The organism is Terriglobia bacterium, from assembly GCA_020072785.1.
Lineage (GTDB): Bacteria > Acidobacteriota > Terriglobia > Acidiferrales > UBA7541 > Acidiferrum.
Map to the genome: position 1 here is coordinate 1215718 of JAIQGG010000002.1, position 16538 is coordinate 1232255.

Annotated in this window: 12 protein-coding genes; 9 read left to right on the plus strand and 3 right to left on the minus strand. The window is 64.9% G+C overall.

Annotation, left to right across the window (positions count from 1 at the left end; genetic code table 11):
• Nucleotides 1-31 precede the first annotated feature (31 nt).
• The 9 genes from LAN61_08600 to LAN61_08640 all read left to right on the plus strand — a co-directional run bounded on the left by LAN61_08600 (nt 32) and on the right by LAN61_08640 (nt 12580).
• A complete protein-coding gene (locus tag LAN61_08600) occupies nt 32-1954 on the plus strand; it encodes a cytochrome C (GenBank protein MBZ5540562.1) in 1923 nt (640 codons plus the stop codon).
• 393 nt (nt 1955-2347) lie between these two features.
• A complete protein-coding gene (locus LAN61_08605; protein MBZ5540563.1) occupies nt 2348-4501 on the plus strand; it encodes a hypothetical protein in 2154 nt (717 codons plus the stop codon).
• Nucleotides 4502-4511: 10 nt separating this feature from the next.
• On the plus strand, nt 4512-6215 hold the full coding sequence (locus LAN61_08610; protein ID MBZ5540564.1) for a hypothetical protein: 1704 nt from the start codon (nt 4512-4514) through the stop codon (nt 6213-6215).
• Nucleotides 6216-7046, plus strand: coding sequence for a hypothetical protein (locus LAN61_08615; protein ID MBZ5540565.1), 831 nt, complete (start codon nt 6216-6218; stop codon nt 7044-7046).
• Complete coding sequence (locus LAN61_08620; GenBank protein ID MBZ5540566.1) at nt 7043-7990, plus strand: hypothetical protein; 948 nt, start codon at nt 7043-7045, stop codon at nt 7988-7990. Before LAN61_08615 ends, LAN61_08620 begins: the two co-directional genes overlap by 4 nt.
• Nucleotides 7991-8029: 39 nt before the next feature.
• Nucleotides 8030-9544 (plus strand): NAD(P)-binding domain-containing protein, encoded by a 1515-nt coding sequence (locus LAN61_08625; GenBank protein ID MBZ5540567.1) that lies wholly within the window; start codon nt 8030-8032, stop codon nt 9542-9544.
• A 121-nt stretch (nt 9545-9665) separates the two neighbouring features.
• Complete coding sequence (locus tag LAN61_08630; protein ID MBZ5540568.1) at nt 9666-10313, plus strand: corrinoid protein; 648 nt, start codon at nt 9666-9668, stop codon at nt 10311-10313.
• Between the two features lie 39 nt (nt 10314-10352).
• Nucleotides 10353-11807: a trimethylamine methyltransferase family protein gene (locus LAN61_08635; GenBank protein MBZ5540569.1), complete on the plus strand. Its 1455-nt coding sequence runs from the start codon at nt 10353-10355 to the stop codon at nt 11805-11807.
• A 5-nt stretch (nt 11808-11812) separates the two neighbouring features.
• Nucleotides 11813-12580, plus strand: coding sequence for a hypothetical protein (locus LAN61_08640; protein ID MBZ5540570.1), 768 nt, complete (start codon nt 11813-11815; stop codon nt 12578-12580).
• 43 nt (nt 12581-12623) lie between these two features.
• Here LAN61_08640 and LAN61_08645 read toward each other — a convergent pair whose 3' ends face one another.
• The 3 genes from LAN61_08645 to LAN61_08655 all read right to left on the minus strand — a co-directional run bounded on the left by LAN61_08645 (nt 12624) and on the right by LAN61_08655 (nt 16404).
• Nucleotides 12624-13520 (minus strand): homocysteine S-methyltransferase family protein, encoded by an 897-nt coding sequence (locus LAN61_08645; GenBank protein ID MBZ5540571.1) that lies wholly within the window; start codon nt 13518-13520, stop codon nt 12624-12626.
• 32 nt (nt 13521-13552) lie between these two features.
• Entirely contained in the window at nt 13553-14209 is a 657-nt protein-coding gene (locus LAN61_08650; GenBank protein ID MBZ5540572.1) for a YceH family protein, read from the minus strand.
• Nucleotides 14210-14340: 131 nt separating this feature from the next.
• Entirely contained in the window at nt 14341-16404 is a 2064-nt protein-coding gene (locus LAN61_08655) for a dipeptidyl peptidase 3 (GenBank protein MBZ5540573.1), read from the minus strand.
• Between the last annotated feature and the right edge of the window lie 134 nt (nt 16405-16538).

The window sequence follows — 16538 nt, forward strand, 5'->3', positions numbered from 1 at the left end:
TGAGCTTTTGCGCCGATCAAAACTTCCGCGAATGCGTTTCCTGCTCGCGTGCCTGCCGGTGATTGCGGCGGGGCAGCTGCTGGGCGCTCCGGCGGCGCCGGCGCAGATCTCTCCCGGGCCGCTTTCGAAAGCGCACCAGTCACTGAGCGGGGCGACGCAGTGCACCAGTTGCCATGTGCTGCGCATGGGCTCGGCGGAGCTAAAGTGCCTGGACTGCCATACGGAGATTGCGCGGCGGCTGCGCGAGCATCGCGGGCTGCACGCCGCGGTGGTCCAGGATGCGGCGCCGGGCAAGGAGTGCGCGCGTTGCCATTCCGAGCATAACGGAGAGGATTTCCAGCTCATTCACTGGGAGACCCCGCTGGCGTCGTTTGACCATCGCAAGACCGGGTACGCGCTGGAAGGGAAGCACGCCGCGCTGGATTGCAAGCGCTGCCACACCGCGGAACACATCACGGCGGAAGAGCGCAGCCAGATCCGCATGAAGGACCTGGGGCGCAGCTGGCTGGGGCTGACGCGCGATTGCGTAAGCTGCCACAAGGACCCGCACAGCGGGCATCTGGGCAACAACTGCACGCAGTGCCACAACTTCACGGACTGGAAAGCGGGAGCGCAATTCGATCATTCCAAGACGCGTTTTCCGCTGACCGGGCTGCACGTGCGGGTGGCCTGCGCCAAATGCCACGTTTCCGGGGGGCCGGAGGGAAAGGCGCAGTACAGCGGGCTGGCGTTTGCGGCTTGCGCGGACTGCCACAAAGATCCGCATCGCGGGGCCTTTCGGCAGGCCTGCGAGGCATGCCACAGCACGGAGGGCTGGCGGCAGGTGCGCCTGGGACAGACCTTCGATCACGCCAAGACGGCGTATCCGCTGCTCGGCAAGCATCAGGAAGTGGGCTGCGTAAAGTGCCACGGGGGAGCGGATTTTCACAAGCCGCTCGCGCATACCCTGTGCGCCGATTGCCACAAGCCCGATCCACACCAGGGGCAGTTCCGGGAGCGCGCGGGAGGCGGCGACTGCGCGGGGTGCCACACGGTCAATGGCTTCAAGCCTTCCACGTTCGGCGTGAAGGAACACGGCACCTCGCAGTATCCGCTGGCGGGCAAGCACGCCGAGGTGGCCTGCGCGAAATGCCATCTGCCGGCGGGCGCGGCGACGCTCTACAAGATCAAGTTCGAGCGCTGCCTGGATTGCCACAGTGATGTGCATCGCGGGCAGTTCGCGGCGGCGCCGTATCTGGGGAAGTGCGAAAGCTGCCATACCGTCGAGGGATTCCACCCGGCGAAGTTCACCCTGGCGCAGCATGCGAAGACGCGCTTTCCGCTGGAAGGCGCGCACCCGGCGGTGGTCTGCAAGGATTGCCATCGCGAAGAGTCGATCAACGGGGAACGCACGGCGCGCTATCGCTTCGAGGACCGCACCTGCACGGCCTGCCACAAAGATCCGCACGAAGGGAAATTCCGCTCCTGGATGGAGCGCGTGCGCAGCGACGGCACGCGCGCGGGATGCCGGGCCTGCCATTCGCTGCAGTCCTGGAGGGACGCCGCGGGATTTGACCACTCGACGACGAAGTTTGCGCTGACCGGAGCGCACCGCGGAGTGGCCTGCTCCGGGTGCCACAAGCCCAGCGGGGCGGAAGCCGCGGCGCGCGAACTGGCCTTCCGCACGGCGCCGACGGTGTGCAGCGAGTGTCACGCGGATCCGCACGGCGGGCAATTTGCGCGCGGTGGCAAGGCTACGGATTGCACCGGCTGCCACAGCACGGCGAAATGGGTTCCCTCGCGTTTCGATCACGAGCGGAATACGGTATTCCCGCTGAAGGGGGCGCACGAGCGCGTTTCCTGCGGTTCCTGTCACAAACTTGTGGAAGAGAGAGACGGGAAAAACGTGCTCCTGTACAAGCCGACCCCGAAGGCTTGCGTGGAATGCCACGGGGACCGAGAGTTCCCCAATTAGACGAGGGCGAGTACCCGCGGATCCCTAAAGAGCCTTCGCGAAAAATCTACACAGAGTGTGGAAAACCTTCCCGCAACTTGTTTCCGTACAACAGGTTTGCAGGGAAAAGCGCCTCGCTTGTCCGGAATTTCCGAGCTTGCTGAGAGCCTGTCTGGGGGCAATTTTGCCTGTTACAGCAAATTCATAAACCGAGAACAACCAATGGCCGATGGAATGCAACAGAAGTCTCTAGATAACAGGTCGGTAAGGGCTCGGACAGGCCGGCTCCGGAATAGCTTGAGGACGTTGGACGGATACTGTCCCTGCGGTCAGTTACGCGGCGCGCCCAAGCCTCGTAACATAATTTGAAGTTCGGTGGAAGCCACTTCCGGTCTGTGTGCGAGGTGCGTCTCTTTGGCGACAGGTCTGCCACTCCTGCTGCAGCTGTTGTTGTTTCTGCTGGGTCAGCCCGGTATGGCACAGGCGCGCCCGGAAGTGCCGCAAGTCTCCGCGCGCAATCCGCACGGGCCGCTGACGATTCCTTGCGAGAACTGCCACACGTTCACGAGCTGGAAGCCCATCCGCAGCGTTCCAGAGTTCGATCATAGCCACACGCGCTTTCCGCTGCGCGGCATGCACGAAGGGGTGCGCTGCCGGCAGTGCCACGTCCTCGAAGTATTCAGCAATATCGGGTCGCGCTGCTCGGATTGCCATGCGGACCTGCATCGCGGGCAGTTCGGGGCGCGCTGCGAGCAGTGCCACACGGTGAAGGGCTGGAGCGTGGCGGTCAAAGCGGTGCAGAACCATCAGAACCGCTTCCCGCTGGTCGGGGCCCATGCGGTGGTCGATTGCGAAAGCTGCCACCGCGGAGGAGCGACCGGGCAGTTTAGCGGACTGCCCACCGACTGCGTGTCCTGCCACAGCAAGGACTACCAGGGCGCCAAGGGGCCGGACCATCAGGTGCTGGGTTTTCCCACCACCTGTCAGGTTTGCCATTCCATGAGCAGCTGGTTCGGGGCGTCGTTTGACCATTTGGGCTTCACGGGATACGCGCTCACGGGGGCCCATGCCAGGCTGGATTGCCTGGCCTGCCACGTCGGGGGCCAGTTCAAGGGCACGCCGGCGAATTGTTACGCGTGCCACGCCAAGGACTATAACGCGACGCAAGACCCCAATCACGCGCAGGCCGGGTTTCCGACGGATTGCGGCACCTGCCACACCACGGCGAGCTGGGCCGGGGCCAAATTTGACCACAACACGTTCACGAAATTTCCGCTGACGGGTGCGCACGTCAACGTGCCATGCTCGCAATGCCACGTCAACGGGAAATACGCGGGGACGCCAACGGACTGCGCGGCGTGCCACCTGCCGGATTACCAGAAAACGACGAACCCGAATCACGTGCAGGGCGGATTTCCGCAGACGTGCGACGTCTGCCATAACACGACGGCGTGGCAGCCGGCGAGTTACGATCACAACAAGACCGCGTTTCCGCTGACGGGGGCGCACGTCAACGTGCCGTGCGCGCAGTGCCATATCAACGGCAAGTATGCGGGAACACCGACGGACTGCGCGGCGTGCCACTTGCCTGATTACCAGAAGACGACGAACCCCAATCACGCGGCGGCGGGATTCCCGCAGACGTGCGCCGTCTGCCACAACACCGCGGCGTGGCAGCCGGCGATCTTCGACCACAGCAAGACGGTGTTTCCGCTGACGGGGGCGCACGTCAATGTGGCCTGCACGCAGTGCCATATCAATGGGAAGTACGCGGGCACGCCGACGAACTGCGCCGCATGCCATCTGACCGACTACCAGAAGACGACCAACCCGAATCACGCGGCGGCCGGGTTCCCGACAGATTGTTCGCTGTGCCATTCCACGGCGTCGTGGGCGGGGGCGACGTTCAATCACAACCAGACGCAGTTTCCGCTGACGGGGGCGCACGTCAACGCGGCCTGTTCGCAGTGCCACAGCAGCGGAGTGTACAAGGGGCTGAGCACGGACTGCGTCTCGTGCCACCTGCAGAACTACAACAGCACCACGAATCCCAACCACGTGGCGGCAGGTTACCCGCAGCAGTGCAACATTTGCCACAACACCACGGCGTGGCAACCGGCGACGTTCGATCACAGCAAGACGGCGTTTCCGCTGACCGGGGCGCACGTGAGCGTGCCGTGCGCGAGCTGTCACATCGCCGGGGTCTATGCCGGGACGCCGACGGACTGCTATTCCTGCCACAAGAAGGAATATCAGAGCACCACCGACCCCAACCACGTGGCCGCGGCGTTTCCGACGACCTGCCAGACCTGCCACACGACGTCGAGCTGGCTGGGGGCGACGTTCAATCACACCTGGTTCCCGATCTATTCGGGGACGCACCAGGGGAAGTGGACGACGTGCGCCGACTGCCACGTCAATTCCGCGAACTACGCGGCGTTTTCCTGCATCACCTGCCACACCCATGCCCAGTCGAATGTGGATCCGCAGCATTCCGGCGTGAGCGGGTACGCGTACAGCGCGACAAGCTGTTACTCCTGCCACCCGCAGGGAGTCGCGGGGAATTGATGAGCAGCGCATGAGATCCGGCGCGGTTATGGTGGCGCTGCTTTTCCTGGCGGGGGCGGGCGCCGCGCAGCAAAAGAGCGAGACCTCTCCGGTGTTCCATGTGAAATACGTGGCCGAGGGCATCGTTTATCTCGACGCCGGGCGCAACGCGGGGCTGGCCGAGCATCAGGTGCTAAAGATTGTGCCGCCGGCGGCGGGCGCAGGGGCCAGCCGCGGCGAGCAACTGCAAGCCGAGGAAATCGCGACGATCGAGGTCAGCGCGCTGGCGGATGCCTCGGCGGTTTGCGAGATTGTGACGTCCACGCGCCCGCTGCGCGCCGGCGACGTGGCCATCCTTCCCCCGGGGACGGAGGCCGCGGCGGCACCGGCTTCGGCGGGAGTAGCGCGACCGTACCTGCAGGTGCTTTCCTTCACAACCGGGGATCCTCTGGACGAAGAGGTGCGCGAAGCGTTGCCGCGGCAACGGCCGCTGCCGGAGATCAACCGCGCGCGCGGACGAATTGGGGTGGAATACAGCTCGGTGTACGGGCGCGGAAGCACCGCTTCGAGCAACTCCGAACTGGGGCTGGTGCTGCGCGCGGACATGACGCGGCTCGGGGGCAGTTACTGGAATTTCAGCGGCTACTGGCGCGGGCGGCTGAATCACCATTCCGGCTCGCAGCCGCAGACGATCAACGATCTCATCAATCGCACGTACCAGCTCAACTTTGTTTACAACAACCCGTATTCCTCGCTGGTGGCGGGAGCGGGCCGCCTGTACTTGCCGTGGGCCAGCAGCCTGGACGCGATAGACGGGGGCTACGCCGGACTGCGCACCTTCAATGGGATGATCGCGGGAGTGTTCGCGGGCTCCACGCCCGACCCCGCCTCCTGGGACTACCAGCCGGACCGGCGGATCGGGGGACTTTTCGTGAACCTCGAGCGCGGGCGGTTTGAGGGCCTGCACCTGATCAGCACGGGGGGCGTGGCCATTTCGACGATCGGCTGGCGCGCGGAAAGGCAGTTCGGGTTTGCGGAAAACACGCTGAGCTATAAACGCTGGGTAACGCTGTACCACTCGATGCAGGTGGATCTGCCGCATACCTACACGGCCGCCAATCCCGCCAACCCGGCGACCCCGATCGCCACCACGTATGGGGGAATCAACCGCAGCTACCTGACGCTGCGCTTTCAGCCGCACCCGCGCCTGGCCTTCGATTTGAATCACAGCTATTTCCGGGGCATGCCGACGTTCGACCCGGTGCTGATCGGCACCGGGCTGCTGGACAAATATCTGTTCCAGGGTTTGAGCGGGGGGGTGCGCGCGGAAGTGGTGCGGCACGTCACGCTGTACACCAGCATCGGGCGCAGCAACCGGACGGGGGATACCAAGCCTTCCTGGAATCAGATGTACGGGATCACCCTCGGCAGGGTCCTGAACACGGCGTGGCGCGCCGATCTGCGCTATTCGCGCTTCGACAGCGTGATCGGGCAGGGAAGTTACGAGTCGCTCTCGCTCTCCCGGCAATTGCGGGAAGATCTGCGCTGGGAAGCGCAGGCCGGCTTTCAGCGGCTGAATTCGCTGAATGCCACGAGCGCCACTTCGCATTTCGCCACTACGCAGATGGACTGGTCGCCCGGGCGGCATCTCTTCCTGCAGGGAGGATTCACCTGGCAGCGCGGCGGGCTGGTGAACTACGACCAGCTCTTATTCGTGGTGGGAGAGAGGTTTTAGATGGGCGGAGCGTGGAAGCGCGAAGCGCGGGGATGGCAGGCGCTGGCTGTCGCGGCTCTTTTGGCCGGGCTCTGGTCGCTTCCGCTGCGTCTGAGCGCGCAGGAGCCGCCGGCAAGCGCGGCCGACGGCGCTCTTCTGCGGCGCGCCGGGTCCGCCGCGGAAGAGCTCATCACGAACCTGAGTATGGTCCGGTACATCGAGCACGTATCGCAGTACAAGCTGCGCAGCAACGGGAAGCCGGAGTATCAGCAGGAGGCTTTCTTCGATTCGCTGATGCTGGTACACGTGAAAGACGGGCGCATGAGCGCCGAGGAATCGCTGCAGGCAGAGAAGCCAGCGGTGCGTTTTGAGCAGCGCCCGCTGCTTACCACCAGCGGCTTTTCAACACTGGCTCTGATCCTGCATCCCTACTACGAGCCGAGCTTCCGCTTTACTCCGCTGGCGGAGGAAGTGGTGGAAGGGCAGCGCTTCCTGCGCCTGCATTTCGAGCACGTGAAGGGCGCGGACTCCCCCACGGTTCTGCGCCTGCGCAATCGCGATTATCCCATCGGGCTTTCCGGGACGGTGTGGCTCGACGCCCAGAGCGGGGCGGTGGCGCGCATCACCGGGGAGCTGGCGGAGCCGCTGGACGATATCGGGCTGCACAGCCTGAGCTGCGACGTGCGGTATGCCTCCGTCGAGCTGCAGAAAACGCCGGAGAAACTGTGGCTGCCGGTTTCGGCCACGGTGGACCTGGAAACACCGCGCCAACACTGGCGCAATGTGCACGTTTTTTCCGGCTACCGGCGATATTCCGTGGACGTGCACGTGGGACCAGGAGGAACGCCATGAGCTCGATTGCCACAAGCCCAGCCGCCAGCGCCGCCCAGATGCGGCGCCCAGGTGTGGCGCTGCACAATTTTCTACTGTACGTGTTGGTGATCGCCGGCGCCGCGCTGACGCTGGGGCTGATGATCTACGGAGCGAACTACTACACGCTGGACCAGGCGCATCGCGCGTTGTCTCCCAAGCATGCGTATCTGAAGCCGAGCGGAATGATCGGTATCCGTCTGGGGCTTCTGGGGGTGGGTCTCTTCTTGTGTCTTTTCCTCTACGCCATCCGCAAAAGCTGGAAATGGCTTTCGAAGGTGGGGAATTCGCGGCACTGGCTGAACTTCCACGTGGTTCTGGGCGTTCTGGCGCCGGTGGTCATCACGTTTCATTCCTCGTTCAAGTTCCGGGGACTGGCGGGGATCGCCTACTGGATCATGATCGCGGTAGCGATCAGCGGATTTATCGGACGCTACATTTATGCGCAGATCCCGCGCAGCCTGGGTGCGGCCGAGGTGTCCATGAAGGAGCTGCGCGAGGAGAGTGCGCGCCTGGCGGAGAGGCTCAAGGCGCAGGAAGTGCTGGCACCCGAGGATTTCGCTGCGCTGCTGCGGCTGCCGTCGCCGGCCGAGGTGCAGTCCATGTCCTCGCAGGAGGTGCTGTGGCTGATGCTGCGCTTCGACGTGGCGCGGCGCTGGGGCATCGCCGAACTGCGCCGAAAAGCGCTGCGTTCGTTCGGCGGGAACGCGGTCCTGTGGGGCATGATCCGTTCGCACCATCCCCAGGTGGAGAGCGTAATCGACTGCCTGAACGAAGAGGCCTATTTGAACAAGAAAGCGCTGTTCCTGTCCAAGGCCCAGGAGCTGTTCCAGCTGTGGCACGTCGTGCACCGGCCGTTTAGTTATTCCTTCGTCGTCCTCGCGTCTATTCACATTGCCGTGGTCCTGCTCCTGGGTTATTTTTGAGCGGGCGTTAGTGTTGACCGCTCTGCGGTCACGCATACAATGGATACGTTCCTCACGGTGCTGGTCGCCTCGCTGGTGACGCTGTTTTTCGTCCGCGGCTATCTGAAGAAGCTGACGGCGAAGAAACCGGCGCGTCCGGCGGGCACGGCCCATGCGGCGGCGGGCGCGCCAGGCGCGGTTGCCGCGAAAACGATTGCCTGCCCGCGCTGCGGCAAGGCCATCGGGGAATCTTCCGCGTTTTGCTCGCACTGCGGGGCGGCGCTGGCCATGTGGAGCGTGCACCGCGCCGCGGTGAACGCCCCCAGCGGAGGAGCCAAGGGCAAGCCGAAGCCGGTGATCAACGCTTCGCTGTGCATCGGCTGCGGTTCGTGTATTGAAGCCTGCCCGGAGACGGGGGCCCTGGAACTCGTCGGTGGCAAAGCCATCCTTGCTCACCCGGACCGCTGCACCGGCCACGCCAAGTGCGCGGAAGTCTGCCCCACGCAGGGCATCCTCTACTCCTACGACGGCGCGCTGCAGACCGTGCGCGTGCCGCTGGTGAAGGAAAACTTCGAGACCAACGTGCCGGGAGTCTTCATCGTGGGCGAGCTGGGAGGCATGGGGCTCATCAAGACGGCGGTGAACGAAGGCAAGCTGGTGATGGATCACGTGCATAAGCGCGTGGGAAAAACCGCCAAGCCGGCTGCGCATGGGCACGAAGAGGCGCCCGCCGAAGCCGCGAGGCCGGACGAAGTCCGCGACGTTTTGATCGTCGGCGCGGGCCCCGCGGGTCTGAGCGCGGCCCTGACCGCGCACCAGTACGGATTGAATTACCTGGCCATCGAGCAGGGGGAGATCGCTTCCACGATTCGCCACTATCCCCGGCAGAAATTCCTGATGGCGGAGCCGCTGGAGATTCCGCTCTACGGGCCGCTGTATGTAAGCGACGGCACGAAGGAGGCGCTGCTCTCGGTATGGGAGACGATTGTGGCGAATACCGGGGTGCGCGTGCAGACCAACGAGCGCGTGGAGCGCGTGGCGCGCAACACGGGCGGCTTCGTCGTGGAGACCTCTAAGGGCCAGTATCATGCGAAGAACGTGATCCTGGCCCTGGGCCGCCGCGGGACGCCGCGCAGCCTGGGTGTGCCGGGGGAGGATCTGGCCAAGGTGGCCTATGCGCTGATCGAGGCCGAGAGCTACGAGAACAAGGACATCCTGATCGTGGGGGGCGGCGATTCGGCGGTGGAGTCGGCGGTGGGTCTCAGCAAGCACAAGCGGAATCGCGTGACGCTCTCCTATCGCGGCGAAAACTTTCAGCGCGCCCGCGAGCGCAATCAGAAATTCATCGCCGAAGCCGAGGCGCAGGGGCAGCTGAACGTGCAGCGCAGTTCCCAGTTGCGCGAAATCCGCGAAAAGTCCGTGGTGCTCGAAGTGGCCGGGAAGACCGTGGAGATTGCCAACGACTACGTCTTCATCCTGATCGGCGGAGTTTCCCCCGAGGAGTTTCTCAAGAAAACGGGGATTGAAATCGTGGAAAAGTCGCTGGCCGTGGCCGCCGACCGGTCGTTCAGCTGACGGGAAGAACGGCGCCCGAGCGCTTTTCCGCCGCGCGGTATCTCTCTCCTTGCCTTGCGCTCTGATATACACTCTTTGATCGAAGCATCTGTTTCTTTTGGCTCCGACCACCGGAGGCCCCATGCACGACGACCTCTACCCCGCGCTGCGGCAGTGCATCATCGACGGAGATCCCGAGCAGGCAAAAGAGATCTGCCAGCGTGCGCTGGCCGCGGGCATGGCCCCGCTGGACGCCATCAACGAAGGGCTGGTGCCGGGACTGAACCACGTGGGCGAGCAGTTCGCGCAGGGGGAGATGTTTCTGCCGGACCTGGTGATGGCCGGGGAAGCGATGAAGGCGGCGACGGCGATTCTGGAACCGGCCATGCAGAAGGCGGGCGCGCGCCGCGAAACGCTGGGGAAAGTCGTGCTGGGCACGGTCCAGGGCGACATCCATGAAATCGGGAAGACGCTGGTAGGCACGATGCTCTCCGCCAGCGGTTTCGAGGTGCACGACCTCGGCGTGGACGTGCCCTTCGATACGTTCGCCGTGAAGGCAAGGGAACTGAACGCCGACATCGTGGGAGTTTCCGCACTGCTCACCACCACGATGACCGGGCAGAAGAACGTGGCGGAGGCGCTGGAGCGGAACGGGCTGCGCCCGCGGGTGAAGATCATCGTGGGCGGCGCGCCGGTCACGCGGGGCTGGGCGGAGGAGATCGGCGCGGACGGCTACGGGGAAGATGCGCTGGCGGCGGTGGCGCTGGCGAAGGCGCTGGCCGGGAAGTGATCCGGCGGGCGTGTGTGAAGGTGTAACGGTGGACGAGCGATGCAGCCAAAACTGGAAATTCTGGAACGCGAGCTGATCGAACGAATACTGGGCGAAGCTTTAGCGCTCATTGCCGAGCCCGGCGTCAAAGTGCAGGCGCAGGCCGCGGTGGAGTTACTGGCCGGGGCGGGGGCGCGCGTCGAGGAGGGCATTGCACACATTCCGGAAGCGCTGGCGCGGCAGGCGCTGGCTTCAGCGCCGCGCGAGTTCTTCCTGCACAACCGCGGCGGGGAGCCGGTGGTGCGCTACGGGGGCGACGCGGTGCAGTTCGATCCGGGGTCGTCGTGCGTGCACATCCTGGATCCCGCGACGCTCCAGCACCGCATGACGCAGGCGGCCGACTTGGTGCGGCTGGTGCAAGTGGCGGAGATGCTGCCGCAGTATGCGGCGCAGTCCACCGCGGTCGTATGCAATGACGTGCCCAAGGAGATCGGCGATCTGTACCGGCTTTTCCTGGTGCTGCTGCATTCGAACAAGCCGATCGTCACCGGGGCATTTGCGGCGCACACGGTGCCGCTGATGATCGACCTGCTGGCGGCGGACAGCGGGGGGCGCGAAGCGCTGCGGGGCAGGCCACGCGCGGTGTTCGACGTATGCCCCTCGCCGCCGCTGAACTGGTCGGATTTCGCGGGGCAGAATCTAGCGGACCTGGCGCGCGCGGGTGTGCCGGCGGAGGTGGTGTCCGTGCCGCTGGCGGGCGCGGCGGCTCCGGTGACGCTGGCGGGCACGGTGGTGCAGCACGCGGCGGAGTGCATTAGCGGAATCGTGATCCACCAACTGGCGCAGCCCGGAGCGCCGGTGGTGTGGGGCGGGGCGCCGGCTATTTTTGACATGCGCAGCGGGATTACGGCGATGGGGGCGGTGGAAACGGCGATGCTGAATGTGGCCTGCGCACAGGTGGGCAAACATCTGGGGCTGCCGACGCACGGGTATCTCACCGGCAGTGACGCCAAGGTGATGGATGCGCAGGCGGGCCTGGAAAGCGGAGTGGCGGCGCTGATGGGCGCGCTGGGCGGGATCAACATGATATCGGGGGCGGGGATGCTGGACTCGCTGGCGTGCCACAGCCCGGAAAAACTGGTGCTGGACGCGGAAACCATCGCCATGGCGCAGCGTGTGCGCGCCGGGATCCAGCCGCGCGGGGAGTCGCTGGCGCTGGCCATGTTCGCGCAGGCCGGCTTGCGCGGGGAATTTCTGAAGCTTCCGGAGACGCGCAGGCTTTTTCGCAGCGAGCAGCATTTGCCTTCCAGCGTGATCGACCGCGGGTCGCTGCACGCGTGGGAGCAGAACGGAGCGAAAGATATGTTCGCGCGGGCGCGGGAACGGGTGACGGAACTGCTGGCGGCGTACCGGCGGCCGGCGCTTGCGGCGGAGGTCGAGAGGGAATTGAAAGCCATTGTTGGGGAGCAGGGCAGGCGGGCGGGGATGGAGCAACTGCCCGGGCTGGGAGTGTGAGCGGAATGCAGCGGGAAAAGATCGCGGCGGGTTCGGTGCAGCTCTTGCAGGACTGGCGGCTGCAAATCGACGTGGACATGGTGTTGCGCGGGCAGGGCGCCGACGCCGGAAAGTTGCGCGCGCGAAATGCGCGGGCGGTGGCCGTTGCGGAAAAGGCTTTGCGCGAAGGGATGGCTTATCTCGATCCGCGCGTGGCTTATCGCCGGCTGGCGGTGCATGCGCTGCGGCATGAGCGCGTGCTTCTGGAAGGCGGCGGGGCGCTGAGCGGACCGTTGGTGGCGCAGCACCTGGCCGGTGCGCAGCAGGTGCTGGTCGCAGTGGCCACCATCGGAGAAAGGCTAGAGGCGCGGATCTCCGAAGCGATGAGGGACGATCGACCGCTGGGCGTGGCGCTGGGCCTGGCGCTGGATGGCTTCGGGACGGCGGCGGTGGAAGCGCTGGCGGCCGCCGTCTGCGGGCATATCGATGAGGTAGCCTTGCACGAGGAACTGCGCAGTACGACTCCTCTCAGTCCGGGCATGAGCGGCTGGAAGATCGAGGCGGGGCAAAAAGAGATCTTCGGCCTGCTCGGTGCCGGCGCCGCCGGCGTGCAGCTCAGCCCGTACTGCTTGATGACGCCGCGAAAATCGCTGTCCATGGTTGTGGGGCTCGGCAAAGAGGTCCGCCTGGGCGGGCAGGTCTGCGACTTCTGCAATCTGCGCGAGACCTGCCGTCACAGGAAGCAGTTCGAAGCGCTGGCCCAGGCCGCGCCGGAAAATAGTTCGTCAAGTTGAAGCGCGGATGCCTTCCCGCGCATGACCGATTCGCCTTGCTGTTCTAGGATTCGCCGCGCGGGGCAAGGGGATGGCCCCAGGAGCGCGCCGCAGCCATGGCGCGGATGAAGTCGGGGCTGGTGCCGCAGCAGCCGCCGACGAAGGCCGCTCCGGCCGAGACGAGCTCTCGCGCCGCCGCGGCGAACTCCGCAGGCGTCGTGCGATAGGCCAGTTTGCCGTTCACGACTTCGGGAAGGCCCGCATTCGGTTTCATCCACACGGGCAGCGGGGAAGCCGCCACGAGGCGGCGGCAGATGGGGATGTATTCGCGGATGCCGTTTCCACAGTTCGCGCCGATGGCCTGAACGCCGGCCGCGGCCAGCGCGGTAGCCGCCTGCTCCGGCGTAACGCCCATGATGGTGCGGTCGCGATTCTTGCCGGAATCGAAGACGAAGGAGACGATCACCGGGAAACCCGTCTCCAGAGCGGCTTCTGCCGCGATGCGCGCCTCGGTGAGGTCGCTTAGGGTCTCGAGCAGCAGGGCATCCGGACCTTCCGCGGCCAGGGCGCGGGCCTGCGCCGTGAAGGCGTCCTTCATCTGCGGCGCGGTGATCTCCTTGGTGACCAGCATTTTTCCAGTGGGGCCGAGCGAGGCGAAGACCAGCGCCGCGTCCTGCGCGGCCTCCCGGGAGATGCGTACCCCGGCGCGATTGATGGCTTCCACCTGTGCTTCCAGACCATGCAGAGCGAGGCTGACGGGATTGGCGCGGAAGGTGTTGGTGAGGATCACGCGGCTGCCGGCCTGCACGTAGGCTTCGGCGACTTCGCGCACCAGCGCCGGCTGCGTGAGGTTCCACTCGTCGGGATCGGCGCCCGGAGGCAGGCCGCGCTTCTGCAGTTCGGTGCCCCAGGCACCGTCGGCCAGGATGGGAGCGCCGCAAATCCATTGGGCAAAGGGCATGGAGGTAGTGGCCTGCATCTGCGGGAATGCCGCTACTCAAACTGCTTTCGAAAGTCGGCGAACTGCTGTTGCAGGCCGGCGACGTCGCGCTGCAGACCTGTGACACTCTCTTCCAACTGGGCAATCCGATCGGCATCGGTCGAGGCTCCGGCGACGGCCGCTCCCGATTCCGCGGGTGGCTCCCAGGCCGCGACATCGCCCGCGAGAAGATGAGCGTAGCGCGCCTCCTTGGTGCCGGGCTGCTTGGGCAGAACCTTGACCAAGGGAGGCTCGCGCTGCATCAGGCGCTGCAGGGTGGTGTGCACGACGCTCAGGTCGTCGAAGTGCTGCATGCGCTCGGCGCGGCTGCGCAATTCGCCGGGCGTCTGCGGGCCGCGCAAGAGGAGTTCGCAGAAAATGGCGGTCTCCTGGCGGTTGAAGTTGAAGACTTCCTGAAGGCGGTGCTCGTATTTGGCCACGCGGCTGTCGGCGGTGGTGCCGAGTCCGGCCAGGCCTTTCTCCTTCAGGCTGCTCAATGCCTGGCGCACGGCCGGTTCATCCAGATTCAGGAGGGGATCGCGGTTGGATTTCTGGTTGCAGGCATGGAGGAGGGCGTTCAGGGAGAGGGGGTAGTACTCCGGGGTGGTGATCTCTTTTTCGACGAGCGAGCCGAGCACCCTGGTTTCCACGTCAGTCAGGAGAATGTTCACGGGAGCAAAGAATACCGAAAGATGGAGCGGTTTGCCAGGCGCGGGCAGAGGCCAGGCGGCTCCGGAGTCCGCGAATATCCCGTTTCCCGGAATCGGCCGGGGGGACCGCGTTCCGGGGAAAACGGAGGGCGCTAGTGCGCCGGCGTGGTGGAGCGCAGGCCCGGGTTGTACATTGCGGCGTAATGCAAGTATTGGCGGACGGGGTCGCGCGGGTAGCGGATCTCCACCTTTTCGATCCGCGCATTCTTGCCCCACCGGGCGGTCAGCTCGGCGTTAAGGCCGGCCCAATAGGTAGGGAGGTTGAGCTTGCGGTAGCGGGCTACGATCTGGTCGCGCAAGGCGGTGTCGAAATGAACGGCGTAGCGGTCCACGAGGGCCTTGATGGCGGGGTAGTCACCCTCGGCCTTGATGCGCATCAGTTCGGCCAGCAGCAGGCCCACGCCCTCGCGCATCTTCTGGTAATCCTGCACGCGGATGTAGGTTTTGCCGCCGCGTTCGAACTGTTCGATGGCGCCGGGCTCCTTGTCCATGATGAAAAAGACGATCAGCTGGCGATTGCGCTGATGGTCTTCCTCGATCGTGTCGCCCCTGGGAATGCGGCGCAATTGCGTGAGGGCCACACGGGCCGAAGCGTCGTACATGGTTTTTGCGACATCGTCCTGATCCGTCAGGAGTCCGAGCTCCTTCAGCTTGGGGTCCCAGACATTCCACAGGGCCATCAGGTCCGCCCGGGCTTCTTCCAGCGTGGAAAAATACTCTTTCAGGTAGGACGCGGAGCCGCCGGAGAGCCGCTCGCTGAGCTTGCCGGAGCCGTGACCGATGACTTCGTGCAGGGCGGTCAGGAGGTTCTCCGCTTCGACGCCGTACTTTTTGCCGCGGGCGAGCTCTTCCGGCGAAGCAGCGAATTCCTCGAGCGCCGAGGTGCCCACGGCCTGATCGAACGCGCGGCTGCTGCCGGTGAAGAGGAAGTTCTTGGTGCCGTATTTCTCGTGGATCTCGTTTTCATTGGGCAGGTTGTCGCCGATCGTGCTGACCGAGAAGTCGCCGGCCTCAATCAGGGTCTCCACGGCCTTGACCACCGGCGGGGTGAATGACTGCTTCTTGTATTGGGGTTCCCAGGGGGCCTTCTGCTCGAAATACTCGGCGTTGTCCGCCAGCTTGGCCATCAAATCGGAAACGGGCTTGTCGGTGATGGAGACGAAGCTCTGCGAACTGCCCTTGGCGCCGCGGGCGTCGCGGTAGACCTCGATGAATCCGTTGGCGAAGTCCACGGTGGCGTTGTCCTGCACCCAAGCGGCGCCGAACTTCAGCCAATCCGCAAAATCGCCGGTCTGGTAGTAGCGGATCAGATCGCCGATTACCTGCGCCTGCTGCGGGCCGGCGAAGCCGCGCGCTTTTTCCAGGCAGGTGATGGCCTTGTGCAGGAAAGCGGCGTAGAGGCCCGGGGGAATTGTGCCGTCGGGGGTGCCGGCGCGGTAGACCTCTTCCCGCAGCTTGCCGTCGCGGCCTTTGACGAGGCGGGAGTTCAGCGGGTGCTGCTCGTGAAAATCCTTGAGGTCGGCCAAGGAAACGCCTTCATAGAAGGTGTTGGAGCTGGCCTGCAGGATATCTTTGCCGCCTTTGGGGCTCTTGGCGGTGATCATAGGCTCGAAGTCCGGGTCGAAGAGTGAGGCCCTCAGGCCCTGCAATTCCTTTTTGAGCTGCGCCGGGGTGGTGAGCGGGGGCAGGCCGGCGCACGGCGTCTTCATAGCGCCGTGGCGCTGGGCGGTGAGAGCCGCCTGCTGCAGTTCCTCGAAGCGGAACGCCGGCAGGAACTTTTGCGCGGTCATCTCGTTGTGGTTGCCACGGTTGGCCCAGAACAGTTCGGTGAAATCGACGATGCGCACCATGAGCTGGGGATCGATTCCCGCGGGATGCGCAACGATTTCCTCGAGAAGGCGCTTCTGGCGCAGGCCGTAGCGCGATAGCTGGTCGTAGATGATGGGATCGATGGCGATGGAGGCCTGCGTGAGCCAGTAAGCCAATGTCTGCTGGCGGGGGGAGAGCGCGTGGAAGCTGTCGGCATCGAGCTGCACGAAGCCAGTGTCGCCAACACGGGCGACCAGGGTGCTGGAGGGAGCGGGTTGCGCACTCTGGCAAAAGGACGCAACCGGAAGCAGGGCGAGAGAGAGGAGAATCGCGAATTTGAGTTTCAAGGTGTCCTCCGCTTATACGTTACTGAAACTACGGGGATGACCGCAAGCAGGTGACAGGCCGGGTGGCGCTGGAACCCGGCATGCACGTTGCCGCGAAAGGTGCAATGCGGACCAAGCGGGAAACCCGGCCAAGC

Excerpts from the sequence above, each read along its gene's own strand:
- LAN61_08640 (MBZ5540570.1), top strand. The coding sequence starts at position 11,813 with ATGCAGCGGGAAAAGATCGCGGCGGGTTCGGTGCAGCTCTTGCAGGAC.
- LAN61_08630 (MBZ5540568.1), top strand. The coding sequence starts at position 9,666 with ATGCACGACGACCTCTACCCCGCGCTGCGGCAGTGCATCATCGACGGA.
- LAN61_08625 (MBZ5540567.1), top strand. The coding sequence starts at position 8,030 with ATGGATACGTTCCTCACGGTGCTGGTCGCCTCGCTGGTGACGCTGTTT.
- LAN61_08645 (MBZ5540571.1), bottom strand. The coding sequence starts at position 13,520 with ATGCCCTTTGCCCAATGGATTTGCGGCGCTCCCATCCTGGCCGACGGT.
- LAN61_08615 (MBZ5540565.1), top strand. The coding sequence starts at position 6,216 with ATGGGCGGAGCGTGGAAGCGCGAAGCGCGGGGATGGCAGGCGCTGGCT.
- LAN61_08635 (MBZ5540569.1), top strand. The coding sequence starts at position 10,353 with ATGCAGCCAAAACTGGAAATTCTGGAACGCGAGCTGATCGAACGAATA.
- LAN61_08620 (MBZ5540566.1), top strand. The coding sequence starts at position 7,043 with ATGAGCTCGATTGCCACAAGCCCAGCCGCCAGCGCCGCCCAGATGCGG.
- LAN61_08600 (MBZ5540562.1), top strand. The coding sequence starts at position 32 with ATGCGTTTCCTGCTCGCGTGCCTGCCGGTGATTGCGGCGGGGCAGCTG.
- LAN61_08610 (MBZ5540564.1), top strand. The coding sequence starts at position 4,512 with ATGAGATCCGGCGCGGTTATGGTGGCGCTGCTTTTCCTGGCGGGGGCG.